General features: G+C 43.8%; 23 protein-coding genes. 7 read left to right on the top strand and 16 right to left on the bottom strand.

Annotated elements, in window-relative coordinates:
• The first annotated feature begins 65 nt into the window (after nt 1-65).
• Nucleotides 66-1,493: an ATP-binding protein gene (locus HQR03_RS02680; protein ID WP_173239035.1), complete on the top strand. Its 1,428-nt coding sequence runs from the start codon at nt 66-68 to the stop codon at nt 1,491-1,493.
• Nucleotides 1,494-1,640: 147 nt separating this feature from the next.
• Here the strand turns inward: HQR03_RS02680 and HQR03_RS02675 are convergent, their stop codons facing one another.
• From HQR03_RS02675 to HQR03_RS02640, 8 genes are all read right to left on the bottom strand, one after another.
• On the bottom strand, nt 1,641-2,645 hold the full coding sequence (locus HQR03_RS02675) for a YhdH/YhfP family quinone oxidoreductase (RefSeq protein WP_173239034.1): 1,005 nt from the start codon (nt 2,643-2,645) through the stop codon (nt 1,641-1,643).
• 55 nt (nt 2,646-2,700) lie between these two features.
• Complete coding sequence (locus HQR03_RS02670; RefSeq protein WP_173239033.1) at nt 2,701-3,681, bottom strand: zinc-binding dehydrogenase; 981 nt, start codon at nt 3,679-3,681, stop codon at nt 2,701-2,703.
• Between the two features lie 272 nt (nt 3,682-3,953).
• Nucleotides 3,954-4,931, bottom strand: coding sequence for a zinc-binding dehydrogenase (locus tag HQR03_RS02665; protein ID WP_173239032.1), 978 nt, complete (start codon nt 4,929-4,931; stop codon nt 3,954-3,956).
• Nucleotides 4,932-4,988: 57 nt separating this feature from the next.
• The gene (locus HQR03_RS02660) at nt 4,989-5,930 is read right to left on the bottom strand and encodes an NADP-dependent oxidoreductase (protein ID WP_173239031.1); all 942 of its coding nucleotides are present in this window, start codon (nt 5,928-5,930) and stop codon (nt 4,989-4,991) included.
• Between the two features lie 158 nt (nt 5,931-6,088).
• Entirely contained in the window at nt 6,089-6,766 is a 678-nt protein-coding gene (locus HQR03_RS02655) for a GDYXXLXY domain-containing protein (RefSeq protein WP_173239030.1), read from the bottom strand.
• A complete protein-coding gene (locus HQR03_RS02650; protein ID WP_173239029.1) occupies nt 6,763-7,953 on the bottom strand; it encodes a DUF4401 domain-containing protein in 1,191 nt (396 codons plus the stop codon). Before HQR03_RS02650 ends, HQR03_RS02655 begins: the two co-directional genes overlap by 4 nt.
• Nucleotides 7,950-9,116, bottom strand: coding sequence for a DUF2157 domain-containing protein (locus HQR03_RS02645; protein ID WP_173239028.1), 1,167 nt, complete (start codon nt 9,114-9,116; stop codon nt 7,950-7,952). The genes HQR03_RS02650 and HQR03_RS02645 overlap by 4 nt, the downstream gene beginning before the upstream one ends.
• A 93-nt stretch (nt 9,117-9,209) precedes the next feature.
• Complete coding sequence (locus HQR03_RS02640; RefSeq protein WP_101211927.1) at nt 9,210-9,464, bottom strand: DUF2798 domain-containing protein; 255 nt, start codon at nt 9,462-9,464, stop codon at nt 9,210-9,212.
• 281 nt (nt 9,465-9,745) lie between these two features.
• Between HQR03_RS02640 and HQR03_RS02635 the strand changes: the two genes are divergently transcribed.
• On the top strand, nt 9,746-10,465 hold the full coding sequence (locus HQR03_RS02635; protein WP_173239027.1) for an aspartate/glutamate racemase family protein: 720 nt from the start codon (nt 9,746-9,748) through the stop codon (nt 10,463-10,465).
• A 43-nt stretch (nt 10,466-10,508) separates the two neighbouring features.
• On the opposite strand, the gene HQR03_RS02630 is transcribed toward HQR03_RS02635, so the two are convergent.
• Nucleotides 10,509-12,041, bottom strand: a complete 1,533-nt coding sequence (locus HQR03_RS02630; RefSeq protein ID WP_173239026.1) for an MATE family efflux transporter — start codon at nt 12,039-12,041, stop codon at nt 10,509-10,511.
• Between the two features lie 431 nt (nt 12,042-12,472).
• Here HQR03_RS02630 and HQR03_RS02625 point away from each other — a divergent pair, with 431 nt between their 5' ends.
• Nucleotides 12,473-13,420, top strand: coding sequence for an alpha/beta hydrolase (locus HQR03_RS02625; protein ID WP_173239025.1), 948 nt, complete (start codon nt 12,473-12,475; stop codon nt 13,418-13,420).
• Between the two features lie 100 nt (nt 13,421-13,520).
• Here the strand turns inward: HQR03_RS02625 and HQR03_RS02620 are convergent, their stop codons facing one another.
• The gene (locus HQR03_RS02620) at nt 13,521-14,567 is read right to left on the bottom strand and encodes an NAD(P)H-dependent flavin oxidoreductase (protein WP_173239024.1); all 1,047 of its coding nucleotides are present in this window, start codon (nt 14,565-14,567) and stop codon (nt 13,521-13,523) included.
• A 208-nt stretch (nt 14,568-14,775) separates the two neighbouring features.
• Here HQR03_RS02620 and HQR03_RS02615 point away from each other — a divergent pair, with 208 nt between their 5' ends.
• Nucleotides 14,776-16,794: an AAA family ATPase gene (locus tag HQR03_RS02615; protein WP_173239099.1), complete on the top strand. Its 2,019-nt coding sequence runs from the start codon at nt 14,776-14,778 to the stop codon at nt 16,792-16,794.
• 77 nt (nt 16,795-16,871) lie between these two features.
• Here HQR03_RS02615 and HQR03_RS02610 read toward each other — a convergent pair whose 3' ends face one another.
• The 4 genes from HQR03_RS02610 to HQR03_RS02595 all read right to left on the bottom strand — a co-directional run bounded on the left by HQR03_RS02610 (nt 16,872) and on the right by HQR03_RS02595 (nt 19,811).
• Entirely contained in the window at nt 16,872-17,261 is a 390-nt protein-coding gene (locus HQR03_RS02610; RefSeq protein ID WP_173239023.1) for a DsrE family protein, read from the bottom strand.
• 171 nt (nt 17,262-17,432) lie between these two features.
• On the bottom strand, nt 17,433-17,975 hold the full coding sequence (locus tag HQR03_RS02605; protein ID WP_173239022.1) for an acyl-CoA thioesterase: 543 nt from the start codon (nt 17,973-17,975) through the stop codon (nt 17,433-17,435).
• 61 nt (nt 17,976-18,036) lie between these two features.
• Nucleotides 18,037-19,086, bottom strand: coding sequence for a YheT family hydrolase (locus tag HQR03_RS02600; protein WP_173239021.1), 1,050 nt, complete (start codon nt 19,084-19,086; stop codon nt 18,037-18,039).
• A gap of 128 nt (nt 19,087-19,214) precedes the next feature.
• The gene (locus HQR03_RS02595; protein ID WP_173239020.1) at nt 19,215-19,811 is read right to left on the bottom strand and encodes a YigZ family protein; all 597 of its coding nucleotides are present in this window, start codon (nt 19,809-19,811) and stop codon (nt 19,215-19,217) included.
• Nucleotides 19,812-20,057: 246 nt separating this feature from the next.
• Here HQR03_RS02595 and HQR03_RS02590 point away from each other — a divergent pair, with 246 nt between their 5' ends.
• Together HQR03_RS02590 and HQR03_RS02585 are read left to right on the top strand one after the other, a co-directional pair.
• Nucleotides 20,058-20,762, top strand: a complete 705-nt coding sequence (locus HQR03_RS02590) for a pseudouridine synthase (RefSeq protein WP_101211929.1) — start codon at nt 20,058-20,060, stop codon at nt 20,760-20,762.
• A 450-nt stretch (nt 20,763-21,212) separates the two neighbouring features.
• Entirely contained in the window at nt 21,213-22,277 is a 1,065-nt protein-coding gene (locus tag HQR03_RS02585; RefSeq protein WP_173239019.1) for a thioredoxin fold domain-containing protein, read from the top strand.
• Nucleotides 22,278-22,481: 204 nt separating this feature from the next.
• On the opposite strand, the gene HQR03_RS14325 is transcribed toward HQR03_RS02585, so the two are convergent.
• Complete coding sequence (locus tag HQR03_RS14325; RefSeq protein WP_336217761.1) at nt 22,482-23,033, bottom strand: hypothetical protein; 552 nt, start codon at nt 23,031-23,033, stop codon at nt 22,482-22,484.
• Here HQR03_RS14325 and HQR03_RS02575 point away from each other — a divergent pair.
• Nucleotides 23,025-24,308, top strand: a complete 1,284-nt coding sequence (locus HQR03_RS02575; RefSeq protein WP_227523246.1) for an acyl-CoA dehydrogenase family protein — start codon at nt 23,025-23,027, stop codon at nt 24,306-24,308. The genes HQR03_RS14325 and HQR03_RS02575 overlap by 9 nt on opposite strands.
• 388 nt (nt 24,309-24,696) lie before the next feature.
• Here HQR03_RS02575 and HQR03_RS02570 read toward each other — a convergent pair whose 3' ends face one another.
• Nucleotides 24,697-25,347 (bottom strand): DUF2939 domain-containing protein, encoded by a 651-nt coding sequence (locus HQR03_RS02570; protein ID WP_173239018.1) that lies wholly within the window; start codon nt 25,345-25,347, stop codon nt 24,697-24,699.
• Nucleotides 25,348-25,771: the final 424 nt, after the last annotated feature.

Raw genomic sequence — 25,771 nt, 5'->3', positions numbered from 1 at the left:
ATAGGTTACCTAGCTGATAGGCTAATAATATTGTACCGTCATTTTCCTTATTGAAAAGGTCAACTATGGAAAGTCAAACAGTTGAATATAAGTCTGATATTCCAATTAAAAGTAATCCTTTTAAAGCGGAAATTGTCGCTTTCCTTAATACAAATGATGGGACGATTTTTCTTGGTTTTGACGATGATGGTACTCTTATTCCCGAAAAAATTGATCAGTATAAGCAATGGGAGTCGTGGATTAGTGATTGGATTCATAGCGCCTTTAATGTACCAGTGCAAAAATTTGTGACCATTGAAGTGTCAGCTCAAAACTTTGCTATTCATATTAAACAAGGTGATAAACCGCCTTACTATTATAAGGATGGCGAGGGTTTTAATAGTAAAGGTATTTACATCCGTAATGGCAGCAGTAAGCGACGTGCGACTGATGATGAGGTTAGGCGAATGTTAAAAGCTCAAGTTGCTAATGAGTTCGAAAGTGAGCCATCTAGCGTTCAGAAAAGCTTAACCTTCCATTATCTTCAAGACAAGTTATTGGACAACAATATAGTATTTGATTCTAAAGGATTAAGACTTCAAAATATCGACAATCAATACAATAACGGGGCATTACTATTAAGTGAACAAAATTCTCGGGTTACTAAGATTGCGGTCATTGATGGATTAGATATGTCGGCAGACTTTTTAGCAAAAAAAGAGTTTAACGGGTCATTAATTAAACAAATCGATATGACACTTGAGTATATTTCTCTATTAAATGATAGAAAAGTATCTTTTACTGGTGCAGCTGCGCGTTTAGAGCATGAGAGCTATCCATCTAAAGCTATTAGAGAAGCAGTCATAAATGCTTATGCTCATCGCGATTATTCATTATCAGCTGATATAAAGGTTGAAGTCTATGACGACAGAATAGAGATATTTTCTGCAGGTGGTTTACCTGATGGTTTAAGTGTTGCAGACATCAAAGAAGGTATTAGTGCTCAGCGCAACCCTAACATTGTCCATGTCTTAGATAAAATTAACTATATCGAAAATTTTGCAACAGGTATTAGGCGAATTTTAGCAAGCTACAAGGATTTTGATAAAGAACCAATGTTTATTGTCACGCCCAACCAGTTTAAGGTTATTTTGTATAATAGACACTATGCTGTAGTTGATGATGAAAAGCAGGGCTGGGTGAATAACAACTTGAAGAAAAATCTAAGCGAAGCTGAACAGCTTGAATTAGGTTTTACTCTTCAGGATAGTCTACTAGAGAACGACACAATGGTAGTTGGTGTTAAACAATACATTGATGCTAATGACGAAAAAATTATTAAAATTTTGACGTTAAATGGTGATAAATCACGTCAAGAAATTCAGGATTACTTACAAGAAAGTAAAACAAAAGTTCATCAAAGATTAACAAAATTAATAGAATTAAATCTTATTAGTAAACGTGGACAGAGCCGTGCTATCGTTTATTTTGCGAACGCAAATGAACGCAAATGAACGCAAATGAACGCAAATGAACGCAAATGAACGCAAATGAACGCAAATGAACGCAAATGAACGCAAATGAACGCAAATTTAATTTACTAAAAAAGCAGCACCCCAAAAGGAGTGCTGCTTTTTTTATCAATACTGATTGCTTTAAACCTAACCCCGAACATTCACCACATAACGCCCAACTGTCTTGCTCGCCATAAAGCGATCTAAGTATTCTGGCGTTTGCTCTAAGGTAATCTCTTCAGCATACTTTTCGAGATCAGGCAGTTTCATATCGGATGAAACACGCTGCCAAATAGCCTTTTTATCGTCTAATGGAATATAAACCGAATCGATACCGAGTAGGGATACTGCACGAGTGATAAACGGCATGACCGACATCGAAAACTCAGCGCCACCCGCCAAACCACAGCTAGTCACCGCGCCGCCCGCTTTGGTTTGCTTGAGCAAGTTGGATAGATAATCACCACCAATTGTATCGATAGCATTTGCCCACAGTTCACGACCAATAGGCTTGTTACCGATTTCATTGATGGTATCGCGATGACGTACTTCGCTTGCGCCAAGCTCTTTTAGATAGTCGCTTTGCTCCGGCTTGCCAGAGAACGCAATCACCTCGTAGCCGAGCTGCTTCAATATCGCGATACTGATGCTGCCCACGCCGCCCGTTGCGCCTGTGACAGCGACTGGGCCATCGCTTGGTTTTGCGCCCATTTTTTCTAACTTTTGCACACTTAAAGCTGCGGTGAGACCGCCCGTACCATAGATCATCGCCTCTTTTAGGCTCAACGCTTCTGGACGGGCTACCGCCCAATCGGCAGGGATAGAAATAATTTGACCAAGACCGCCATCGGTATCCATACCGAGATCATAGCCGAAGACCAATACTTCTTGCCCCGCGGTAAACGTACCTGATTTGTCACTGACCACGACGCCTGCCGCATCAATACCAGGGGTGTGCGGGTAGTTTTTGGTGATTCTTTTATTTCCCGAGGCTGACATCGCATCTTTGAAATTTAACGATGAGTAATGCACTTCGATTAATAAATCATTTTCAGGTAAATCACTGACGTTACGTGTTTGAATGCTTTTATCGAACGTACCGTCGCTGGTTTCTTCGACGACTAAGGCTTTAAAGGTTTTGTTATTAGACATTGTCTGGATCCTCTTGTATTGCTCTTTTATTTGAGTGGATTTATAACGAACTATATTAAGGTTTTAACAATACTTTGCCCTTTTTGCCAGATTGCACCTTACCAGATACCGCTTCGTTAATATTATCCAGCGTATAGATGCCGCCTGTTGGTAGCTTTAACTTACCGCTAGCGGCGCGCTCGATAAGCTCTTTTATTAAACGGCTTTTATTATCTGCATCCATCTTTTGCATCATCGCACCGCCCCAAAATCCTTTGAGTGTCGCTTGCTTAAAGATGAGATGGGTCGGATTGAGCGCGAGTGGCTGACCAGACATCGCACCCACTGCTGCTATGATGCCGCCATGACCGAGCAAGCTTAGTAAGTCACCACCAGACTGACCGCCGACAGAGTCGACCGCACCGCTGATTTTTGCATCGCCGATAAGTTGACGGACTTGATCTTTCCAGTCGTCATCATCGCTCACCACGTTGTTTTCGGTGATACCAATTTCGGTCAGCTCGTTTGCTGACTCTTTACTACGCACGACGTTGATGGTATTGATACCGCGCTCAGCTGCCAACATCGCAAGCGATTCACCAACTGCGCCATTGGCGGCATTTTGAATGACCCATTGACCTTTTTCTAGTTCTAAAAACTCAATGAGCATCAAGGCGCTCATCGGCATGGCAATAAGCTGCGCGGCCATTTCATCATCGATGGCGTCCGGTATAGGAATGACGCTACTGGCAGGCGCGGTGAAGTACTCGGCCCACGTGCCTTCGACACCGGTGACCACCACACGTTGACCCGCTTCCATACCTTTGACGCCATCGCCGATAGCATCAACAGTACCCACGGCTTCGCTACCAGCAAGTGCGGGCAGTTTTGGCTTGGTGCCATATTGGCCTTGGATAGTGATGAGGTCGTGGTTATGGATGGAGGATAAAATAGTCTTGATACGGACTTCGTTTTCTTTTGGCTCTGGCATCGGGCTGTCAGTGATGGTGAGTACGTCTGACGGTTTGCCAAATTCGTTGTAGGTTGCGCTGCGCATCTTTATATCCTTTTTTATTGTTAGATAAATATCGTTGATTGTTCATTTTGAAATGATGATTAATCACTCATCAACCTTAACAAGTAGGGCTTGATACCCGCAACCTGACTTTGGTAAATGAACGTTGCCCGCTGTTTATCAATATACTACTAGGTAAGTTATAAGCGGTAAGCTATAAAAAACTGTCATAAAAAATGGCAGCGCTCTCACTGTAAAGAACGCTGCCATTATCAATAAAAGTAAGGCTGGCTAAATGACAAGTTAACGACAGTTTAAGGTTTTAGCAGTACTTTACCTTTTTTGCCTGACTGCAATTCGCCATCGACCGCTTTGGTGATATCTGCCAAATCAAAAGTGGCCTCGACAGGTAGCTTTAATTTGCCATCTACCGCCCGTTCGATGAGTTCATTCACTAGGCGCTGCTTATTCTCAACGCTCATCTCTTGGCTGAGCTTGCTGCCCCAGAAGCCTTTCATGGTGGCTTGTTTAAAAATCATATCAGTAGGATTGATGGCCATGGGCTTACCTGACATCAGACCAAAAGAGGCTAAAGTACCATAGTGACCTAGCAAGGATAATAGCTCGCCACTGTTCTCACCGCCGACGGAATCAACCGCCGCACTGATGGCCTCATCACCGACGATATGACGGACTTGATCCTGCCAGTCTTCATCTGAGGTATCGATATTGTTTTTAATCCCCAGCGCTTCCAATTCTTTTATTGCGTCACTATTGCGCACCACATTAATGGTTTTGATACCGCGCGCCGCTGCCAGCATCGCAAGTGACTTGCCGACCGCGCCATTAGCAGCGTTATGGATGACCCACTGACCCGGTTGTAATTCTAGGAATTCAATCATCATTAGAGCGCTGAGCGGCATCGCGATAAGTTGCGCGGCCATCTCATCGTTCAGACTGTCGGGTACAGGAAATATCATATTAGCTGAGGCGACGAAGTATTCCGCCCACGTCGCTTGTACGCTCGCCGCTGCCACACGCTGCCCGACTTTTAAGCCTTTGACTTCACTGCCAACCGCATCGATGATACCAACTGCCTCAGAGCCACCAATCGCTGGCAATTCTGGTTTGAAGCCATATTGACCACGAATGGTGAGTAAGTCATGGTTATGAATGGAGGCGAGGGTAGTTTTAACGCGTACCTCATTGGCTTTGGGTTCTGGAGTAGGACTGTCGCCTAAACTGAGGACTTCTGTTGGTTTGCCAAATTCGTTATAAGTTGCACTACGCATAATAAATCCTTTATTTATTGTTTATAAGTATTTTTAGATTAGTAACAGTTTGAAGGTTTAAACCTCAACCACCACCTTACCTACGGTACGATTGGTCTCGACTTGAAGGTGTGCTTGTGCTAAATCGGTAAAGGCAAAGGTTTTGAATACGTGTGGTTTTATTGTCCCTTTCTCCAGCATCTCTTTTAGCGTCTGCATATCATCGCCGTTAGAGGTCACGTTAAAAAACGCAATATCGATATCATGCTGCTTAGCATAGCTTTTTGCTTTATCGGAGAACTGCGGCGTCGGTAAAGAGATGATCGATTTACCATCCTTGGTGACTTGTAATGACTTCTCAAGCACGTCACCGCCAATAGCATCTAATACAAAATCTAGATCCGAGACCAGCTCTTCAAAATCCTGAGTTTCGTAATCGATATGCTCATCCGCACCTAACGATAATACAAAGTCTTTATTATCAGCAGAAGAGGTTGAGATAACGTAAGCGCCAATATCCTTGGCAATCTGTATCGCAAAGTGGCCAACCCCGCCAGAACCAGCATGAATGAGGACTTTATCACCCGCCTTTATCCTTGGGCTTAATACTTGTAGTGCAGTCAAAGCGGCGAGTGTGGTAGCGGCCGCTTCTGCAAAGGAAGTGCCATTAGGTATCTTGACTAAATGCTCAGCTGGCGCGGCAACATATTCGGCATAAGCATTGCCGTGACCAGGGAAATTGACGAGTCCGAAGACCTTGTCACCCACTTTAAAATTGGTAACGTCGTCTCCTATAGCAGTGACTACGCCTGCGATATCCCAACCTAAAATCAGCGGTCTGTCAGTGCCATAGACTTGATCGAGGAGCTTGGGCATCTCGCGTATTTTTACGTCGACGGGATTGATACTAATAGCTTTGACTTCAATCAATAGCTCATTGGCTTTTGGCTTCGGCTTATCAACATCGCTCAAAATTAGGTTTTCAATACCGCCTGCTTTATGGAGAAGGTAGGCTTGCATAAGATGTTCCTTTATTATCATTATAAGTAATAAAAATAAGTAGCAATTACCTTAGCAAGTTGTCCTGAGGACTAACAAGGCAACTTTGGTTACCTGATGTTGTCACTGGTTTTTTAGAGACTAGTTTTAGAGGTTAAATTTTTGAGCATTTACCAGGCTTAATTATCAAAGGTTTTGTCATCATCAAAGACTTTTTCATTGTCAAAGCGATTAGTCTCGAAATTATTGGTCTCAAGGTCGTTAACTTCAGGCTCAATCACTTTAAACACTCCATCAACCATATCTGTGAGTAGCGGCTCGCCCTTATCATTCACGCGAAACAATCCATACTCTGCCATCTCAAACGCTTCAGCATGACCTTCTTGAAAGAAGAAAGCATTGGTCGCCAGCTTCAATTCGTTATTGCGCACGCGGTAGTAAAGCGCCATCTCATTAGCGGCTAAATCGCGCGGTATGACATTGACTAGACGGGTAAACGTACCGACGTTATTTTCATCCAAAGCGACAATGACGTAGCCTTCACTAGCGTTAATGTAGTATTCATTTTCTGGAAATTTTTCGTTTAATTCGTTGAGTACCTCACCTTCTAACGCATAGCTCAGGGTCATATAATCGCCTTGCATAAAGCTGCGCGGATCAACGGGCGCAAGCTCTAATAGCACGGTGTCGCCAGTAGCTAAATGGGTCTCAAACTTTGCGACATTAACGGTCATTATGACTAATATTATGATCAAACCCAGTAGCGCAACACCGATGGTAAATGTACGCTTTTGCCACCACGGTAGCGGCTTGGCTACAGACTTTTGCCCCAGCAATGGATTGTTTATCTTACTCATGACAAGCGCTCCTTCTCGTTAGCCACTGTCAGTGCTTCGCTACTCCTTTTACTAATCGCAAAATAACGTTTTATGAGTAACCAGCGCATCAATAGTAAACCGATACCGATGCTTAGCAGGGAGGCGGATTTGATCAATAAAGAGGTATCGAGCTGATAGTAATACCAAAATATATAGCCGACTAATGCTGTAATACCTAGCCCTAATAGCACGCGCTGACTGTTGGCAACCGCGATGACGATGATAAGGCTGGTCGTCAGCAATCCTGAGACATAGATCGACATAACGCCCAATATAGCAATGGCGAAAATAATGATGAACCCTGCTGCTGATAGCAGTTTGACTTGATAGCGCTTAAGGATAAGCAAAGCCGCATAAAGGCTGGTGAGCGTCAGTAACCCTTGTGCGAGGTAGTAATTATAGCTAAAGGTGTCGCCATAACTATCAAGGCTGCCAAAGCTATCAGGGCTACCCCCATATTCAGCGGCGATAAAATATACCGAAACGCTGAGCAACATCAAAGCGCTGGCATAGGAGAGCGCTTTGCTAATATCCAAGGCCGCCGACCGCCATTTAACAGAAATGCGCTGTAATATTGAATAGCGCTGTAAGTTGGCAACGGCAGTCATAAGCGCCAGTAGCCCTAAGTTTAACTCGGGCAGGTGATAGAAGTTGAGTAGATAGATGACACAGCCCAGCGCTACCATAGCGCTTAATAGACGGTAAATAAAATTGGGCGTGACGATGGTCATAAATAGCTGTATAAGTAGCAAGATGACTACATTTACGGGCTGTTCAAGCTCATTAGTCAATAAGGCAAAGGCGATATACGCTTGACCAGCGACAGTAATCGCAAAGGCTAAGCTGTTCCAGAATGGGCTATGACGTAAATGGGCATTATAAAATAAAGACCAGCCAATAGCGCTCAATATGCTGCCAGTAAGCAATACTCCAATGATACTGTCAAAAATCTCAGTCTCAAATAATATCAACGTCAAAAACCCAATGAATAATAAACTGGCAAATATCCCACTAAAACCAAAAAGGATGTTGATAAACCAAGGGGTATGCTCTCCAGATTCAGTCTGGTTTAACAAGCTATCGTTCCCATTTTGCTTGTTAATTAATCCGTGCTGTTGTAATAGCAAAAGGCGACGACGTTGCTCATCGTTCATATCATTAGTCATAATTGCTCCCCTTTAACGATGGTATGGGGCACATTGTTTTCTTTTTTAAGACGTGCAACTTTGCGTAGCCAGACGACGGCATAGGAGCTCATACCGATCAGTACCAGCCCTAATAATAAAAAACCGCCAGCGTCAAAATCACTCAGCAGTGCTTTGCCTAAAATAAAGACAATAACCGCAATCACTGAGCCTGACAAGTAAGTCAACATCAGCAAATCAGTCGTACGCTTGCGGAAACGCCAATGCATAAATACACACCAACCTAGCCACAAGGAAACCGCGACTAAGAACAGCAGAATATTTTTATTATCAAAAAAAGTGCTTATCGTCAGATAAGTGATGGTATACGTACTGAGTAGACCGACGACATAGGTACTCCAATGTAGGCTGGATTTGGCGGCAGTGCTGGCAAGATTGAAGGTGTCTAATTTGCTATTGGTAGTGATATCAGTAGTAACGCTAGACAGGCTCAAGTCAGAAAGGCTTAAATTAGATGTCTTTAAATTAGATGTCTTTAAATTAGAAAGTCCTGAACCACGTTTGTCTTCAAAGCAGATCAGCCATAAATAAAAAGCGATAACATTAATAACTGTGATTACGGTGAATTGCCAAAAATCTTGATAGTAGTAACCTATGCCAAAAAACAATGAGGTGTCGATATAAAACAAAGTTACAGCATTAATAAGCCCAAGCCACAGCAGCCAAAGCGCAGGGAAACGGGCGATGATGACCCAAGGCGTAATCAATACGGCCCAACCAAAGAAAAGCTGCCACGTATCAGCGCCAGTCTGATACACCTGCCCAAACAGCGCTAATAAGCTACCAGTAATGATGCTAGCGATCAGCAATAACAACTGCCGAACAAAGGCAAAACGACGCCGAAAGGACAGCGCCACATACAGCGCGATAGTGATGACCAAAGCGCCTTCGACCAAAGCGAACTTGGCCAATTTGCCCATATATAGCCAGTTATAGGCAATAAAGAGCACAAGGGATAATACCAACGCTACCGCGCCGATAACCAATAGCGCTTTATCAAAAAACTGCAGCCATGTGCGCTTGCTGGGATAAACGTCTAAAAATAGTGCGGCGGTATCTGCCTTTTCTATGGGCAGTGTACCTTGGCTGAGCAACTGCTCGATTGTACGCCTTGATTGGGTCATAGCGCCCTCTATATAAAAATGGTATGGCTTATCTTAGCTGTTTTTATAGGGTAGGGGTGCACTTAAGTTTAAAATTTATCTTGCTCGTTTAATTCAATAAAACTCAATTCTACTCAACACATGCTCTTGCACTAGGTAGGCGCAAACATAGGCACTAGGCCAAGCAAAAATAAAGGCCAGCCCCCATGAGTGCAAGAGCTCCGTAAAGAAACCATCTATAAAGCCTACTTTGACCAATATCAATGCCGTCGAGATAATGAGCGACATCATCAATGCCATGAGTCCAGTAAAAATTAGTCGATAGTACTTACGACGGGTACGTATCTTAAAGGTAGAGGTCTCTGCCATAATATTATGTAGTCCTACACAGTTAGCATCATGCTTAAATAGCTGAATCAGCATGATTTTTTGATGGAGTAAAGGGTTTTGTGCCACTTTATTAATTATTGGCGACTATCATATCGTGGGATGAGGCATTGGTAAAATCGTTATTACTCATCTTAAAGTTTGCCATATCTTAACGACTCTAGTTTTTTTCTTGAGAAAGCATATTTTTGATAATTAGCATACTAAAGCCTGCTAGTTTTGCTAAGATAAAATCGATCACCACAAACCAATAAGGCAGTAAAATGACTGCTAAAAAGCAACGACACTCTCAACAAAAAACATTAGGCATCATCGGCGGTATGAGTTGGGAAAGTACCGAGAGCTATTATCGTCTGATTAATGAAGGGATAAAGGATAAGCTGGGCGGATTACATTCAGCAGATTTGCTCATACATAGCGTAGACTTTGGCCCCATTAATGAGCTGCAAGAGCAAGGAGCGTGGGAAGAGTTGGGCGTACTCATGGCTAATAGTGCCAAACGTTTACAAGCCGCAGATGCCCAAGGATTAATGATCGCCTCTAATACTATGCACAAGCTGTTTAATGCGGTGCAAGACGTGACCGACTTACCTTTGATTCATATCGCTGATGCCACTATTCAAGCAATTAAGGCGCAAGGTCTGACGAAAATTGCCTTACTGGGCACTCAGTTTACGATGACTGAGGATTTTTATAAGCAACGTTTACTTGACGCAGGCTTACAAGTAGCGATACCAGAGAGTGATGCGCGTACAGAAGTGCATCGCATTATTAAGAACGAGCTTTGCGTAGGGGCATTCAAAGATAGCTCAAGAGCCTATTATATAAAGGTCATTGAGCAGTTAGTGGATGAAGGATGCGAAGGTGTGATTTTGGGCTGTACCGAGATTGGCTTGCTGATTAAACAAGCCGACAGCCCCATCCCTGTATTTGATACCACTGCTATTCATGCGGCAGCGGCAGTCAGGTTTTTACTTGGGTAATATTAAAGCCAGATCATCACTACTACGGTTTATTATGATTCGTTTAATCGCTACCCTGAAATTTTTGGCGCAAGCTTGCAACACTGAGTGAAGGTAAGCGCTTCCATGAAGTGGTCGGTGCCAGATCACGGCACGACGCCGAAGTGCCTATCTGAGCACGATAGCCCTCGCACCCTTGCGCGGCTTCTTCTTTTGACAAGTTTTCGCCTTTGCGCCAGCCACCGTATAGATATAATCCTGCCCCCATGACCGCGGTGGCTACCATACCTGCAGGGAATGATAACCAAAGCGCATCGGCACCCAGTAGTGGATACATGCCAAAAGCAAAACCAAGTCGCACAGGATACATCGAAATTACCATGACTAGCAGTGGCCAGATCACATAGCCGTTGGCACGCATCGTGCCAAAGAACACTTGCGCTATCCCAAAAAAGAGAAAGCCCCACGTCGCCATGGTTTGGATATGCCGACCGACCGGCACCGCTGCACTGTCACTACCCAAAAACAAGCTTAAAATAGTTTTATCAAAAATAGTCAGTATCCCAATCATAGTGCCTGTCAATATCACGTTAAAGATAAGCCCCCAGCGGGTAATCCCTGCCACTCGGCTCCATTGATTGGCACCGATATTCTGAGCGACCATCGCACTAGCGGCGGCACTTAGCGCCATGGCGGGCATCTGCACGTAAGTCCAAAGTTGCTGGGTGGCGCTATAAGCAGCGGTCGTCTGTACGCCTTCGCGGTTGATGAGCGATAGCATGGTTAGCGCTGCCGTAGAGATGACGATCATCTGCAAACCCATCGGCAAGCCCTTGGAAAACATCGACTTTAAGATGCCAAGGTCTGCCCGCAAAAAGCGCAGCTCTGGCATACTAAGTGTCAGCACCGAACCACGCCAGTACATAGTGACGACCATACCGATAAGCGCTAACGTATTAGCAACTGCCGTTGCAACGGCTGAGCCAAAGATACCCCATTCAGGAAAAGGGCCTAAACCCAAAATAAGCGTCGGCGTCAAAATCAGATCAATCACGACCGACATCGCGATAAACCAAAGCGGCGTGGTGGAATCCCCCGTACCGCGCAGTGCCATCATCATCAGCGTAAAGGTTAGGGTGACGGGCATCGCAATAAAGATCATCCGCAGATAAGTCAAAGCAAGCTCAAAAGCAGTTGGCGGCGTACCGAGCAGATCGAGTAGCGTTGGGGCAAATATCCAGCCTATTGCTGATAACAATATACTGATTGGAATAATGCTCCCTAGCGCTGTTCCCATGGTGCGTTTAACCTTAACGTCATCGTTTTGACCCATGGCTTGACCAATAAAAATAGTGGCCGCCATACCGAAACCAAACACGAATGAAATCATGATAAACATTAAGATATTGCCGTTCGCCGTTGCGGCAAGCGCCTCTTCCCCCAAAAACCGGCCGACCCAAACAGCATTGATCGAGCCGTTTAATGACTGTAGTGCCGAGGAGCCAAGGGTTGGCAAGGCAAACAGCAGCATGGTTTTGGCAATCGACCCCTCGGTAAGGTCACGCGATTTGTCAGTGGAAGTAATAGTGTCGCTCAATGTGCATCCTTTTGCGCCATCCAAATGGGCTTCGGTTGATGGTAAAAAATAGCCCTGCCCTGAAAGGCTGATACTAAAATCACCCCAAACGTTGTTGTAAACCTAGCTAAGGTCACGACATTATCGTCGGTTTACGCCTGATTTGATAAAAGGTTTGGGACGATTTTAGCAATCAGCAGTCCTGATATTTGAATGTTCAACAGACCCTAATGAAATAAACGTTAATGTAATAAAAACGCTCATTATAAATGACAATGTGTGTGGCATCTTGATTAGAAAGGTAATCAGGGAAGCGGTAGTCTTGTTTATCAAATGCAAAGGGATAATGTTTTGACTGCAAAGTTATCAATTAAAAAATATAAGCATAAGTTTGCCGTTAGAATCATGGTCTACAAGACACTTTCATATTACCTCTTAATAAGGATGTTTCGATGCTATTAAAACGCTTAGGCCTTGCCGCTCTATTCAGTCTATCAGTGGTGGGTTGTACGACTGCCCCCAATTCTTTAGCGGTCAATACCACGCAAAAAATTATCCAGTATGAGCGCAATAAGTCAGATTTAGAAGTCAAATCGTTGACCTTAGCTTCTGGCGACAAAATGGTTTATGCCGAAAACGCGAATGTGACGGGCGAGCCGTTACTATTGATTCATGGCTTTGGCGGTAATAAAGATAACTTTACGCGCATCGCCAGTCAGCTAGAGGGCTATCATCTGATCATTCCTGATCTGCTGGGCTTTGGTGAGTCTAGCAAGCCTATGACCGCAGATTATCGCTCGGAGGCGCAGGCCACGCGTTTGCATGAGTTGCTGCAAGCCAAAGGTGTCGCGTCAAACATTCATGTCGGTGGCAATTCGATGGGAGGGGCGATCAGTGTCGCTTATGCGGCGAAGTACCCTAAAGACGTCAAAAGTCTATGGTTAGTGGACACAGCAGGGTTTTGGTCAGCAGGTATTTCTAAATCGCTAGAAGGCGCGACTTTAGAGAACAATCCGCTACTGGTCAATAACAAAGAAGACTTCTACAAAATGTTTGATTTTGTGATGTATAAGCCGCCTTACTTGCCTAAGTCTGTCAAAGCAGTATTTGCCCAAGAACGTATCGCTAATAAAGAGCTACATGCCAAAATCCTTGAGCAAATCGTCACCGATAGTGTCGAGGAACGTGCCAAAGTCATCGCGCAATATAATATTCCGACGCTAGTGGTTTGGGGTGATAAAGATCAAGTCATTAAGCCTGAAACGGTCAAGGTGATAAAAGAAATCATCCCACAATCACAGATTATTATGATGCCAGAAGTCGGTCATGTACCGATGGTCGAAGCGCTTGACCAAACAGCGGATGATTATAAAACGTTTCGAAAAGGACTAAAGAAGTAGTTGTTTAGGTCAAAAATACTTGTTCTAAACCAAAAAAGAAACATCAGGTAGACTGGTGTTTCTTTTTTTTGGTTAGAATATTGTCTCTACATCAAGAAAACTAACACTCTTTTACCAGCCGCTCTAATAATTCAATCGTCCGTTCTTGCCTGACCAAAGCCACCCCTTGCCCTGCCCATAGAGACTGATATTCTGCATCTAGGTTTTGTTTCGCATGTGCACGTAAAACTTTGGTCATGGCGTTTAATTGAGGGTAGGGCGGTAGTTCATGCGCGCTTTCAAATTGACCAAAATCGCGCAGATAATCGTTTAATAAACCGCGTGCTTGCTTCCCTGAAAACAGCCGAGTTAAGCGCGTTTCGCTACTGCGTTTATCTTGACTAGCATCCAGTAGCGCTTGCTTATAAATGTCATTAATACCGCAGGTATCAGTGGTCAAAAACGCCGTGCCGATTTGCGCCAGCTCAGCACCAGCGCTTTGAATCGCTTTAATCGCTTGCCCTGTCATAATCCCGCCAGCCGCGATTAACGGAATATCGGTACAGGCACGCGTTTGACTAATCAGCGTCAATAATCCCAATGGATCATTTTCACTTTGCGCTAACCACCCACCGCGATGCCCACCCGCTTCTACCCCTTGCACACATACCGCATCGACGCCAATCTCTGCCCATGCTTTCGCTTCCAATGGGTGATTGGCAGTACCGATGACACGTGTGCCTAAATCTTTTAAGCCTTGCACTTGCTCGGCGCTAATAATACCAAAGGTAAAACTAGCGATAGGGACGGGATTGTCATAGAGCACTTGTAGCTGCTCTGCAAAGCTGTGCGCGGGGCGGTCAGGTAGCGCCATGTCTATATTGTTTTCTTGATAGTATTTACTTAGCCAAGTAGGGATTTCGCTATCCAACGTAGTAGATTCGTGCTCTGACAACACCATCAGGTTTATCATAAAAGGACGATTGGTGAGCGATTTAATGGTATTAATTTCACTGTTTAAAACGTCTGGCGCCGTTGTCCCGCCTCCCAATGATCCCAGTCCACCAAAGTTACTCACCGTCGCTGCCAGCTCAGGCGTAGTAGCACCGCCTGCCATTGGCGCTTGGATGATCGGATAGGTGAGGTTAAGCGTATTAAGTAAGCTCATGAATGGCTCCTTTTATTAGCATATTTGCATGACTTACTGTAGCAGAGGTAGGCGGTGCGCGTGTTGGATAGTGTTTATTTAGTTGCTGAATAAGGGGGTGTGTTTTGGCTACAGAATTGTAGTTAACTTTAAATATATTAATATGGCAAAGATTATAATAATTTATGCTAAATTAGTTTTAATAATAAATTTACACAAAGAGATTAATATGAGATTAGTTAAGGCAAGAATACAAAATTATCGTAGCATAATAGACACGGGTGAATTTGAAGTAGAAAAATTGAAAACAATTATGGTTGGACCGAATGAGGCGGGAAAAACGATAGTTTTAAGAGCTTTACAGCAGCTGAATAAGCCAAAAGATGTATCTGGATTTGAAGCACTTAGGGACTACCCAAGGTCAAACTACAATGACATTACTACGGGGAGAGTGTTGATTGAAGATATTACTGTCGTAACTGGTTGGTTTAAGCTAGATGAAGATGACAAAGAAGCCATACCTACTGAATTTCATGATTGTATCTATAAATTAAGTAAAAATCTTGATAATAAGTTATATCATTCTCTTGAAAATGCCCCTTCAAAAACTTGCTATAAAGATATTAGAAATGATTTATCAAGGTTTATAGCGCATTTAGATAAGCAGCATGCTATCGAATACCCAGACAAGGAAACTGAAAAACCTAGTGGAATTCTAAACACAATTACTAAAAACTGGAATGATAATACACTCATATCAGCAGATAAAGCTGATGATTTACAGAGCTTTCTAGAAAATAATTTTGCTCTTGTCGAAGAAGGTAATGATAAGGAAGAACAAAGGTTCGAAAAGTTAAAAAATTTGATTCAGTTGAATGAACAGAGAGATAGTGTTCTAAGAACATTAGATAAAAGAACACCAGTATTTATTCTATTTAACAATTACTTTAAGGTTAAACCTTCTATACATCTGGCACATTTAGTAGAAAGGACTGAAAAGAACTTACTGGACGATAGTTATTATGATTACGGAAATCTATGTCTTCTCAAGCTGTTAGGCTTTACTGCAAGAGAGCTCTCAGAATTAGGGAGTACACAAAGTCCTAAAATGAACGATACAGAAGCATTGAAAGCTTATAAAGATAAGCTTGATAGCAGAAGTTATCAACTGAATGCTGCAAGTGTTAAGCTGACAGACGAAATTCGAAAGGTATGGATGCCAAATCCTGAACGACCTGAAGCAGATAAACTAAAAGTAACAGCTGATGGACAGTACTTAAAAGTCGTAGTAGAAGATGATATTGGTGTTGATATTGAACTTGACCAAAGGTCTGAAGGTTTTCAATGGTTAGTTTCTTTTTTTGTAGTATTTTTTGCAGAGGCAATGGATAAACATAAAAATGCTATCCTGCTCTTAGATGAACCTGGAATGAGCTTACACGGACTAAAACAACGAGACTTTAGAGAAACTATAACTAGATTAGCAGAAAAAAATCAAACTATTTATACTACACACTCACCATTTTTAGTTGGACCTGACGAATTGGATATAGTGAAAGTTGTGGAAATGAAAAGTCGTAGAGATGGAACAAAAATCCATAATACAATTTCTTCGAGTGACCCAGCTGGCCTTTTGCCTCTCCAAGAAGCATTAGGGTACGATTTAGCCCAAAGTTTATTTACACAAAAGAAAAATTTAATTCTAGAAGGATTAACAGACTATTGGTATATAGAAGCAACATCAGAGCTTTTACGTCAAGCTGATATTGCAAATCTAGATAATAAAATAGCGCTCGTATTTGCTAACACAGCTGGTAAAGTTGTTTATTACGCTACTATATTACATGCGCAAAAATTGAAAATTGCAGCGTTACTTGATTCTGATAGCGCAGGTGATCAAGCCGCTCAACAGGAAAATTTAATTCATACTTTAGGAAATAAAAATATATTTCGTACTAAAGATTATTGCAAGAACGTTACTAAACCAGAAATAGAAGATTTGTTGAGAGAAACGCTAATTAATATTGTGGATTCTAAATATTCGATAAATTGTAAAGAAGTAGCTGATTCACAACCTAGTAGAAGTATAATCAGTATATTTACTAAAGAAGTTCCAAACTTTTCGAAATACGATTTAGCCAAAGCTTTTATAAGGTGGTGTAAAGATAACGATTCGTCAAAACTCTCTGCTGATGAAATTGAGGGTTGGAAAAGTCTTATAAATGACGTAAATAAGGCTTTAAAGTAACATCTAAGCTAATAATTTGTGGGTCAGTATCTTCCTGATATTATGAAGTTACTGACCTACCTTTGTACACTAGATACTTAACTCAACTGCAACGACCCTTTCGCATTCATCAGCAGCTCAACCACATCATCACCACTGATGACAGTAAAGCGTTTATCAATGGCCGATTCTTCTACGCCACCATGTTTCATACACGCGCTACAGACCAATACTTGACCGCCTTTTTCGATAAAGGCTTCTAGTAACTCGCCAGCAGGTTCAAACGGTGCGCCAATATTGACCTTATCTAAAGCATGAGGCACGCCTAAATGCACGGCATCTACCATCAATATCACGGATGCAGAGTGACCTTTTTTAAGTGCCACGCCTGCCATGGTAAAAGCTAACGTAATTTTGCTTGGGTTTGAGTCCGTGTTGTCGAATAGTGTACCGACATAGTCAGTGCGAAGATCCGTATTGTTAGCCATTTTATTCCCCTTATAAGCTTTATTTGATTTTATACGACACTCATGACTATCCTAACAGTTATTATACTTATTTATATAATGTATTGTTATGGAACAGTAGCTATAAGGTTTCTAGAAAATTATAAGTAAGTTACTCCGCTCTCAACTGTCTAACTTTTTCGACGTAGATACCTAACCCACTGGCGGCCACGGACGGTCACCATCACTCTCAATCCACTCTGCCACATAACCAGTCGGTGGCAATTTTAAGTCTGCTTTACCCAGTCCTTCTAACACCCGTGCAGTATCTACCACTCTACCACCTTCCGTGACGCCAGTTCTTAGCAGCATAGACGAGCATGGCTTGCCCTTTACCCACATAGAGTGCTCCAGATATATCCAGCGCTCGTCTATACCGACGATATGCGTCCTAATTGTGATTTTGTCCAACAGACGAATACGTTTACGGTACTGAATCGTGCTGCCAGCCACTACCATACCCCAACGCTGTTTGAGCAATAAACGCCCAAGACCAGTACGGATAATAAAATCAGTACGTCCTATATCATAGACGGTTAACACCCGACCATTATTCATCTCTAGCATAGGATCGAGATCCGTGAGGCTACAACGAACCATCACTTCACTAGTCTGCGCCAGATCTAAAGACCGACCTTTTTTGTTCGCGATAACCGCACTCACGATAGATTTGCTATAGCGTAAAAAAGGATACATAGAACAGTCTCAAAAGTTGAACAATAGTATTTAGCGTGCCAAAGTCTCATTTACTAGAGTATCATTTATTATTAAAAGGCACGCCAATAGAGTGAAAGTAAGCGCTGACAGTCTCAGGTATCCAATCGATATCAAATCTTGATTTTTTATAAAGATGGGTAGATTTATCTTTATCTGAACGATATCGCAAATAACCGATATGCCCGCCATGATCGGTGTCGATGAGAGTGACGCTGTCAGATACATCATTTGGCGTCGCGGTAAAGCCAATAAAAGGATCGTCTTTGGCGCTGATTAATAATAAAGGTGTGGTCACATTGATCAAGTATGGAAGGGCAGAGGACGCTTGGTAATAGTGATTGTTGGAGCGGTAGCCATGACGCGGTGCGGTAAAGATGTCATCAAAGTCGCTGATACGATTGACCGCTTTGATGGCATCGATTTCTTCTTTGGTGATGTCGTTTGCCAGTGCTTTTTTGATGATAGGATTGAGTAGATATGGCGTATAAATACGATGGCTCAAAAAGCTGTGCATATTGAGCGCCGCCGATGACATATCGACAGGCGCAGAGATGACCGCAGCACCCTTGCAGATGGCTTTATCCCCATATTCGCCCATGTATTTTGCCAAGGCATTGCCACCTAGTGACACCCCAGCCGCATAAATATTGGCATATCGCTCGCTGAGATTTTGTAGCGCGTGATGCACTTCATCGGTATCACCGGCATTATAAAAGACTCGACCATTGGCTGGAATGCCGCCACAACTGCGAAAGTGCGCGACCACAAAGTGCCAGCCTTGCGCGTGCATTTGATACGCCAAAACCCGCGCATAATGACTGTCGCTACTGCCTTCCATCCCATGAAACAAGACGATTAAAGGTGTTTGTTCACGCTCATCATTTTCGATTGCTTTTACAGGGTGCGCATCATAAAAGTCATAAGCAATATCAGTCTCACCTAGAGAGTCTTGCATCACCATCCGACGATACGTCGGTGCTGCTGGTGCAAAAAACTTGGGCAAGATACTTTGCAGATGCGGGTTAGAGAGCCAAAATGGTGGCTTAAAAGGCGTGGGGTTGAAATGGTCGGGGAGGTTGTAGGTTTGCATGGCGTGATCTTATCGTTAGTGTTGAGAGTAAGCGTATAATACCGATAGGTATATTGAAAACCAAAGACTTTCAGTGAACGCATGGTTACTCAAATTTTTGATGGCTTTTTGATGGTTTGAGGTTGAATTCATGTTTCATCCAATACCCGCCCATCCATCGCAAGGCGTTCTTTTAAAGTCTCAATATCTGCCTCAGCAAGCGTCACGGTCAAGGTGACTTGCTTACTGTAAGCGACCTCATCAATACGACCGTTTAGACTCTCAACCACATAGCGGCATTGCGCTTCGGTCGCAAATTCTGCGAGTATTTGCACTCGGCTCATGGCTACATAAGGGCTTAAAATCATCTGGTCGACCGCCGCTTGCGCAGAACCTGCATAGGCACGGGTCAGACCGCCAGCGCCCAGCTTAATCCCGCCAAAATAACGCACCACAATGATGATGACGTTGCCAATAGATTTGTGTTGTAAGACATTTAATATCGGACGTCCTGCGGTCCCACTCGGCTCGCCATCGTCGTCAAAGCCAGCGCTGGTAGTATTATCAGGGTCACCAATGATATAGGCCCAGCAGTAGTGACGGGCATCGGCATATTTCTCACGTAGTTGTTCCACGTGAAACATTGCTTGCTCACGTGAGTGCACCGGATACGCATAAGCGATAAAATCAGATTTTTTGATTTCTAGGCGGGCAGTGACGGCACGTTTTAGCGTTTGATAGCTCATATTTCATCAGGTCTAGGTAGGATATGGTAAACTTGTCTAACTTTCACTGTTGTCCATATTTGGCGCAGTGTTCATTTAATTTTTCATTATAGTACCATTTCTCACGCTTAAAGATAACGAGCGAGTCGCGGCTAAGTGCTAATCTAGTAGCCTTGGCGCGGCGGATAGAATTAGCGATTTCGTTAAGTTCATTCCGTTAGCGGCAGAGTTGGGAGTGGTAACATAACACTGATGGTAGTCAATCGTATGCGTTTAGATAAATTTATTAGTAAAGCCACTGAGCTGTCGCGCAAAGAATCCAAAAAGATTATGCACGCGGGTGAAATCACGGTCAATGATCAGATAATCAAAGATCCTGGCGTCCATGTCGATATCGTCAACGATGATGTCATGTGGGCAGGCGAGCCACTATCGGTCGCGGCGGGCAATCGCTATATACTCCTGCATAAGCCTGAAGGTTTTGAATGTACCTTAAAAGTTAAAGAACATCCTATCGTCACCGAGCTGATTTCGGTACCAGAACTGGGTAGCTTACGTATTGCGGGTCGCCTCGATGTCGATACGACTGGTGCGTTGCTCATCAGTGATGATGGCAAATGGTTGCACCGTGTCACCAGCCCTAAACATGCCCATGCCAAAATTTATGAGCTGACCTTGGCTGAAGCGATGGACAGCGACGCTCAAGCCAATGCTGTTAAAAAAGTGGCTGAAGGTATCTTATTAGAAGGCGAACATGAAGAAACCAAGCCTGCGGTTCTTGAGTTCATCGATGAGACTCATGCGCGTTTAACTTTAGAGCAGGGCAAGTATCACCAAGTAAAACGTATGATGGGTTATTTTGGTAATAGAGTGACTGAGCTGCATCGCGCCAGTATTGGTCATATCACTTTAGACGGTTTGGAAAAAGGCGATAGTCGCTTCTTAACCGAAGAAGAAGTCGCCAAATTCTAAATTTTCGCCTTATTGAACCCTAAAATAATTTGTGAAAATAAGATTTAACATGAGCAGCCACTATTAAAGTGCGCTGCTTTTTGCTGCCTGTTATGTCTGTCTGCTATAGTCGATACTGAATAAAGCAGATACACGATATAACGCACGGAGCTGGTACAAATTTTTCTTGCTTGCTTGCTGTGCCTACGCCGACAGAGGCTGCAAAAAATTATCCAAGCCTCGCTTTATCTTTTTTATATTGACCTATCTATATTTGTATTGCCTGTCTCTTAAAGCTCAGTAGCAATTTTGCAAATTTGGCCTTTTAATCGCTGTCAAAGTTAGCGCATATGCTAAAGTCCCGTTATCTTTTTAATCTATGTTTTTGCATAATGAAGTGGATGCTTGTTAGAGAAACTTGCCGAACACGTCTGTTAAAACACTTCTTTTATAACAAATAGGACTGTCTCCGTGAAACAACTTGTATTAAAGTCTGCTGGTTTGATGAGCGCGATACTATTGGCGACGACAGCCTGTGCCCAGCCGAGTGCCACTGATGCCATTAATAACAAACTCAGCTCAAGCGTGCAAACCACGCCAGCCGCTGGTACGGTAGGCCAGTCGGTGGACAAGCGCTTACGCCAGTTACTAACGCAAGCAGGGATTAAGACACAGATAACCTCGATTGTGCCTTCTAAGTTGCCTAATATGTATCAAGTCAACCTAGTAGGGCAGCTACCACTGCATATCACTAAGGATGGCAATTATGTCATCCAAGGCGAGCTACAGAAAAACCCCAGCAAGCGGGTCGTGACAAAAACGCCAGTCCGTAGTAATCGTGACCAAATAGGCAAGCCGGTCAGTGCTACCGTCAAGTCATCGCTACTCGCCAATATGAGTGCGCTGAAAAATATGAGCGCTAAAACACCTTTCTTTTATACGGCAGTGCCGGGCGTTATCTGGGGAGCAACGTTAGAAGGGGTGCCTTTCTTGCTATCGGACGATGCGCAATACATCACTGACAGTGAGATATCCGTCATCGAAAACGGTCAATTTATCGGACTTGATGAAGCGTTTGAAATGCGCAAAAATCAATCAGTATTTGCCGCTTTAGATGAGTCGCAATTGATTACTTATCCCGCTATCAGCGCAGAAAAAGCCATTATTTATGTGGCTACCGATGTCAATTGCCCTTATTGCCGTAAGCTACATCAACAATTTCCTATGCTCAATACCAAAGGTGTCACAGTAAAAACCATCGCTTATCCGATATATGAGCAGTCACCTGCGCAAATGCGTGCCATTTGGTGCCAAGCTGATAAGGACAGCCGCCGCAAAGCCCTTGATAAAGCCATGTTAATTGGGAAAATGACGCCAGCCGCTGCCAGCTGTAATGTTGATTACGTGACGCCCAATCGCGAAAAAGCGGCGGGACTGGCAGTGATGGCCACGCCTGCTATTTATCGTGAAGATGGTGTCCTCTATCAAGCGAGCTTTGAGAGTCCAGAGTTTTTAGAATTTCTAGGTATTAAATAACCTTTGGGCATTAAATAACTTATCGTCTGTCCACTATGAAATATAGTCAAAATATCCTAAAAACGCGACGATATTGCTGATATCAACTTTTTGTAGCCTCTGTATGTCTGCGTAGACACAGCAAGCAAGAAAAAGTGATATCAGCAGTGCGTGATGGTTCGATATTACTTTTCACTGACTATAATGCTTTTCAAATGACCTTTTTCATAAGTTACCTTCCTTAAAAAACGCATACCAAAGGCGACGACCTTCACTATTGAAATGCCTGACGGTATCAAAAAACTGTTGCCGTGCGCGCTCATTGACCAGCGGTGCGGGTAGCAATGGATCAAAAATCACACTGCGGATACCGGCATCACCGAGCAGATAGACGTCACGCAAGGCAGCCTCACGTGGTAGCTTATCTTTGGTGGCCAACCAGTCATTCAATCGTTGTGAGGTTTCTTTATAGCTTGCTTCCAGCTGCATATCAGACCAGAGTGATAAGGCTTTTTCCTGTCGAACGCTATCAAAGACGCTGGCTTTAAAAACGGCAGCTTCCTCTCCCAACCCAAGATCCAACAGTCGCGCGCGTGCATTATCGACGCCGCCTGACAGATTGTTGGGGCGCAGATAAAGACCGGTATCTAGCTCTCGAAAGCCTAACAAGGAGAGCGCGCGTGCACGGGCACGGAGCACTTTACGGTCGCTACGTGGTAGGCCGCCCGTGGTAACGGCGATCCATGTGCTGTCCCATTCTGTCACACGTTGATCCACCGTAGACCATGCCGCTACATCAGCACCCAGTTTTTGCCCTTTGCAGCGATTCCTGCGCTACGCCATGCACCGGCACTGGCAAAAAAATGGTTGCCCAAGCTTCTATCAGCGGAATATGATCCACGTAGCCTGCCAATGGAACAAAAAACAGGCTGTACTATCGGTATGGGCATGACCGAAAAACAAGGCGGCTCAGACCTACGGCGCAATACCACCAGAGCGCTTCGCCGAGAAGATGGAAGCTATGAGATCATCGGTCATAAATGGTTTTTTTCAGCGCCAATGTGTGATGCGCATTTGGTGCTGGCACAGACCGAAGGCGGTCTTAGCTGTTTCTTAGTACCGCGCTTTTTGCCCGATGGCACGCGCAACGCAGTTCGAATACAACGATTAAAGGATAAGCTGGGTGACTGGTCTAATGCCTCATCCGAGGTCGAGTTCCAAGGCGCGTTTGGTGAATTGGTTGGTATAGAAGGGCGCGGCATCGTTACCATTTTAGAGATGGTGGCGTTAACCCGATTGGATTGTATGATTGGCTCTTCAGCACAAATGCGCCAAGCCGTTGTGCAGGCGATTCATCATACTAGCAAGCGCGAGGCTTTTGGCAAACTGCTGGTTGACCAGCCCCTGATGCGCAATGTGTTGGCTGATTTGGCTTTGGAGTCAGAAGCCGCCATCGCTCTGACCATGCGCGTTGCTCGTGCGGTTGAAATGAGTGGCAAAGACCCGCATGAGACTGCACTGGCACGCATTGCGACAGCCATTGGCAAGTACTGGATATGCAAGCGCACACCCGTATTGGTTAACGAGGCGCAGGAGTGTTTAGGCGGTATCGGCTATGTAGAAGAAAACATCCTGCCGCGCCTTTATCGGCAAGCGCCATTGAATTCTATCTGGGAGGGCAGTGGCAATGTGCAGTGCCTCGATGTATTACGCGCCTTACGCAAAGAGCCGGAAACGCGCGACGCTCTATTTGCCGAATTGCAGAATGCTGCTGGTAAGAATGCCCATTACGATGCCGAACTCAAATGCTTGGCGCAACGCTTCGACGATATCGAGACCTTAGAATTTCGGAGTCGTTATGTGATTGAGCGCTTGGCATTGATGCTGCAGGCGTCGATTTTTCTGCTGGGTGATCATACAGACATCGCGACGGAATTCTGCCGTTCGCGCATTGCAGGCGAACACGGATTGACCTTTGGTACTTTGAGCCCCGATGCGCCAGTAGCGCAATTGATTGAACGTGCTGCTGGTGCGACAATAGCGGCACAATAAATCGTCCTGCTATTAGGCCTAAGAAGATATCACGTTTATCGTATGACTTTGGGCGGTATTCCTACCGCCTGTAATTCGATGAGCAGATCAGTAAGAGAAATCTTAGGCAACAGTAGCTTGGGAAATAATGGATCGCGTCGTGCAATTTACAATTTTGAGAACGCTGATTATAGTTGAATCATTATAAAAAACCAATACAGTGCTACTGGGATGAATTTTGCGCAGCCTCTGTCAGCGTAGACACAGCAAGCAGGTAAAATTTATCCCAGTAGCACTGGCAATATTAGCGTGTCGATTTTATTTCAAATTGACTATATTTAGAGGTTTCAGAAGTAGAATAAGTCAAAACGCTCTATAGAAAAATTCCCCAATAGCCATTCACATTATGTTATGGCAAGACGATATCAACGATTTTCCAATCAATCAGACCGTCGCGCTGCATCTCTACAGTGAGCGGGTAGCCTTTAACTTGACCGCTGATAGTGAAGCAATTGATACCGCAATAGCTCAATGTTGGCTTATCACTGTCTGACCCTTGGGCGGCCTGCTGCTCAAGTTCCGCCGCTTGTTTTTTCATGATTTGCTGCATCTGATTTTGAACCACCGCATTGACATCGCCGCGCTGGATGATTAAGTTTTGAATCAGATTTTTAAGATCGACTTGGTTGCTAGCGATTGCCCATGCAGCGGCCAGCTCCTTGGTCGCGCTATTGGCTTGCCCTTGAGTATTAATCAGTTTTTCGATATTTTGTGGGGTGATTGCACCAGCGACTGCCTGTGTGATGAAGCCATTTGCCGCCTCAGTCAAAGGCGCACCACCCAACTCAGCAACCAATGGATAATGGGTCATGGTATTGGCAAATTGATCGGTCAATTGCGTTTGGATACTTGGACGCAGCTGTTCGTAATCAATGGCGGCAGCGATAGCAGCACCGTCTTTGGCATCATAAGCGTTTTTGAGCTGATAAGCGCTGTAATAAGGCGAGCCGCCATAGACCGCGACTGCAATGACAATCAATAAAACAATCAGCTTCTTCATAAAAATTGCTACCTTAGCGCAAACGGAATGGCGGTAAATCTCAAAAATAGGATTTAAAACCCCATTAATATGGCGCTAAATATTAGCATGGCCAGCCTTGATAAAGGTATAAAAACCTTTGCTCAATTCTTAATAAAACCTTTTTTAGCGGGCTTAAAACTTCATAAGTCAGAATTTCAGCATCTAAGCGCTTGATAAATCATCTTGGCATCTCCATAAATAGCGCAAACTTTTAATAATTGATTTGGCTAAGCAGCATCCCGCCGTATTCGCTTATAAGATTCATAATATTATCGCCTCCTTATTCGCAGTCTGCCATGTTTCATGTGAAACCTTTAAGGACAACTGCGTATAAAAACAAGGTGATAATTGATTAAGGTTGATGAATCGACCAGCCGGCGGCACTGTAAAGACGATAGGAGAG

It is taken from the genome of Psychrobacter okhotskensis (genome assembly GCF_013248965.1).
Lineage (GTDB): Bacteria > Pseudomonadota > Gammaproteobacteria > Pseudomonadales > Moraxellaceae > Psychrobacter > Psychrobacter okhotskensis.
Note: the sequence above shows the minus strand (reverse complement) of the source record. Positions and strands in the feature narration are given on the sequence as shown.

Excerpts from the sequence above, each read along its gene's own strand:
- HQR03_RS02615 (WP_173239099.1), top strand. The coding sequence starts at position 14,776 with ATGAGATTAGTTAAGGCAAGAATACAAAATTATCGTAGCATAATAGAC.
- HQR03_RS02605 (WP_173239022.1), bottom strand. The coding sequence starts at position 17,975 with ATGTATCCTTTTTTACGCTATAGCAAATCTATCGTGAGTGCGGTTATC.
- HQR03_RS02635 (WP_173239027.1), top strand. The coding sequence starts at position 9,746 with ATGACTGCTAAAAAGCAACGACACTCTCAACAAAAAACATTAGGCATC.
- HQR03_RS02660 (WP_173239031.1), bottom strand. The coding sequence starts at position 5,930 with ATGCAAGCCTACCTTCTCCATAAAGCAGGCGGTATTGAAAACCTAATT.
- HQR03_RS02620 (WP_173239024.1), bottom strand. The coding sequence starts at position 14,567 with ATGAGCTTACTTAATACGCTTAACCTCACCTATCCGATCATCCAAGCG.
- HQR03_RS02680 (WP_173239035.1), top strand. The coding sequence starts at position 66 with ATGGAAAGTCAAACAGTTGAATATAAGTCTGATATTCCAATTAAAAGT.
- HQR03_RS02670 (WP_173239033.1), bottom strand. The coding sequence starts at position 3,681 with ATGCGCAGCGCAACCTACAACGAATTTGGCAAACCGTCAGACGTACTC.
- HQR03_RS02645 (WP_173239028.1), bottom strand. The coding sequence starts at position 9,116 with ATGACCCAATCAAGGCGTACAATCGAGCAGTTGCTCAGCCAAGGTACA.
- HQR03_RS02570 (WP_173239018.1), bottom strand. The coding sequence starts at position 25,347 with ATGAAGAAGCTGATTGTTTTATTGATTGTCATTGCAGTCGCGGTCTAT.
- HQR03_RS02595 (WP_173239020.1), bottom strand. The coding sequence starts at position 19,811 with ATGAGCTATCAAACGCTAAAACGTGCCGTCACTGCCCGCCTAGAAATC.
- HQR03_RS02600 (WP_173239021.1), bottom strand. The coding sequence starts at position 19,086 with ATGCAAACCTACAACCTCCCCGACCATTTCAACCCCACGCCTTTTAAG.
- HQR03_RS02675 (WP_173239034.1), bottom strand. The coding sequence starts at position 2,645 with ATGTCTAATAACAAAACCTTTAAAGCCTTAGTCGTCGAAGAAACCAGC.
- HQR03_RS02610 (WP_173239023.1), bottom strand. The coding sequence starts at position 17,261 with ATGGCTAACAATACGGATCTTCGCACTGACTATGTCGGTACACTATTC.
- HQR03_RS02625 (WP_173239025.1), top strand. The coding sequence starts at position 12,473 with ATGCTATTAAAACGCTTAGGCCTTGCCGCTCTATTCAGTCTATCAGTG.
- HQR03_RS02665 (WP_173239032.1), bottom strand. The coding sequence starts at position 4,931 with ATGCGTAGTGCAACTTATAACGAATTTGGCAAACCAACAGAAGTCCTC.
- HQR03_RS02655 (WP_173239030.1), bottom strand. The coding sequence starts at position 6,766 with ATGAGTAAGATAAACAATCCATTGCTGGGGCAAAAGTCTGTAGCCAAG.
- HQR03_RS02640 (WP_101211927.1), bottom strand. The coding sequence starts at position 9,464 with ATGGCAGAGACCTCTACCTTTAAGATACGTACCCGTCGTAAGTACTAT.
- HQR03_RS02650 (WP_173239029.1), bottom strand. The coding sequence starts at position 7,953 with ATGACTAATGATATGAACGATGAGCAACGTCGTCGCCTTTTGCTATTA.
- HQR03_RS02590 (WP_101211929.1), top strand. The coding sequence starts at position 20,058 with ATGCGTTTAGATAAATTTATTAGTAAAGCCACTGAGCTGTCGCGCAAA.